This is a genomic window from Candidatus Chloroploca asiatica, from assembly GCF_002532075.1.
Taxonomy (GTDB): Bacteria; Chloroflexota; Chloroflexia; order Chloroflexales; family Chloroflexaceae; genus Chloroploca; species Chloroploca asiatica.
The window spans coordinates 1-1,842 of sequence record NZ_LYXE01000005.1; the positions used below are offsets into that span (position 1 = coordinate 1).

Below are 1,842 nucleotides of genomic sequence, written 5' to 3' on the forward strand. Positions count from 1 at the left end.
GAGATACTGTTGGCGAACCCACCATAGGAAGCCCGCTCAGAGCATCTAGCCCATGAGTTTGGCAAACGCTGAGGTTCGCGTTTGTGCGCGAGGCACCTCGGCGAGCCAGGCGAGCGCACGAAACAGATTGAGCGCAATCGCGGTAATCAGATGTTGGAGCCGGACTTTTGCCAACCCAATGTAGCGTGCGTGGCGCAGGTCGCAGCGGCGATTCGCCTGTGTAAAGGTGCCTTCAATCCCCGCGCGCCGTCGGTACTTCTTCCGAAACGCCCCCGTTTGTTGCTGGGTACGGGTCATCTGGATCGCTTCATGGTGGGCCTGTGGGCGAACGCTCAACGTGCGTGCCCCATCCTTGGCTTTCGTACAATTCGCCTGGTCATCACAGGCCCGACAGGCGGAGCGCGGAAAGTGGATCACGATCATCTCGTTCCCATGCTGATCCTGCGCGGGTGACCAGGATTGACTGGCGATGCCCCGCGGACAAATCGCCTGCTGCGCCTCCCAATCCAGGACAAACTGGGCGAGACTGATCCCACCGGGAGTACGGGCTTGCCAGGATGGATCCGTGATCACCGGCCCCACCAGCTCGATCTGATGCGTACGGGCGCTTTGCACGATGTGGTCGGCATCGACATAGCCGCGATCCAGATAGTGTTCCTGCGGCAGGAGTTCCTTGGCGGCCAACGCCTCCTGGATCGGCGCCGTCATCGTGCAGTCCGCCTGGGGGGCGGGCGTGGTGGCAACATGGGTAATCAGGTTGGGCGTCTCGTCGTCACAGGTTTCGGTCAGGTGCAGTTTGTAGCCCACCCACCTGGTCTCGCGCTTGGTGGTATAGCGCGCCTCCGGGTCATAGGGGGAACTGATGATCTGCGCTGATGGTGGTTGCTCGCTGGTCAGGCGTAAGGACACCTCCGGAGACTCAGCGGCATCACTGCGATAGTATTGCTGGAGCCACACGCGGCGCAGGGTTTCCACGGCGGGGTGGCTGCGGACGCCGTCGGGTGCGTCTGGGCTCCAACATGCGGTGAGCAACTGGTAGCCATCTTGCCCGATGGTCACGGCCAGCGCCTGGCGCTGCGCCTCGGCCTTTGGGAAGCGATATTGCTCGATGCGATGCCCATAGCGTTCCACCCAGGCTGGGTCGGCGACCTGGCGCAGCCAGGCGGGGGCGAGGTGGGCCAGGGTATTGAGCGCGTGGCGCAGGGTCTCGCCCACATGTTCAAGGCGATGGAGCATGCGCACCGCCCCCAGCACGGCCGTCGAATCGCTGCGCTGCTTGCCGCGGGCTTTCAGCAAGCCCTCCTGGCGAAAGAGCTCCAGCACCGTATCGAAGAGGAGCCGTTCGGCATCGCTGGTGAGGAGCCGTGCCCGAAACTCGCTCAACACCGAGAAGTCAAAGCCCGGGTCATCCAAGGGGAGCCCCAGGGCGTATTTCCAAGAGATCCGGTCGCGGACGAAGTCGGCAGCCTGACGGTCACTGATGCCCTCCATATACTGCATGACGGTGACGAGCGCGAGACGGGCAGGGGCAAGGGCAGGTTGGCCCTCACGGGCAAAGAGGTGGGCGAAGTCAGCGTTGTTGTAGAGCATACCGAAGTGGTCACGAAGCTGCATATACACATTGCCCTTGGGAAACACCTGTCGGGCAATGCGCGCGGTCTCCTCAGGGATCGGATAGTCGCCCAGCAATGGTTCATGCATACTCATCGTGTCCCCTCCTTCTGGTACTCACTGCGGGTTCCAACCCCGCAGGCTATCCCAGATCATACCCGCTGCAACCGCGTTTGGGTAGGGCAATGTTCGCCTGCGTGGCTCCTAGCCTGGGGTTCGCCAACAGTATCT

The 1,842-nt window shown here is 62.4% G+C and carries 1 protein-coding gene; it reads right to left on the bottom strand.

Annotation, left to right across the window (positions count from 1 at the left end; all coding sequences use genetic code 11):
* Positions 1 to 45: 45 nt before the first annotated feature.
* Complete coding sequence (locus A9Q02_RS00220; RefSeq protein WP_097650333.1) at positions 46 to 1,707, bottom strand: IS1182 family transposase; 1,662 nt, start codon at positions 1,705 to 1,707, stop codon at positions 46 to 48.
* Positions 1,708 to 1,842: the final 135 nt, after the last annotated feature.

Bases quoted from the DNA above. Each gene is read 5' to 3' on its own strand.
- A9Q02_RS00220 (WP_097650333.1), bottom strand. From the start codon at position 1,707: ATGAGTATGCATGAACCATTGCTGGGCGACTATCCGATCCCTGAGGAG.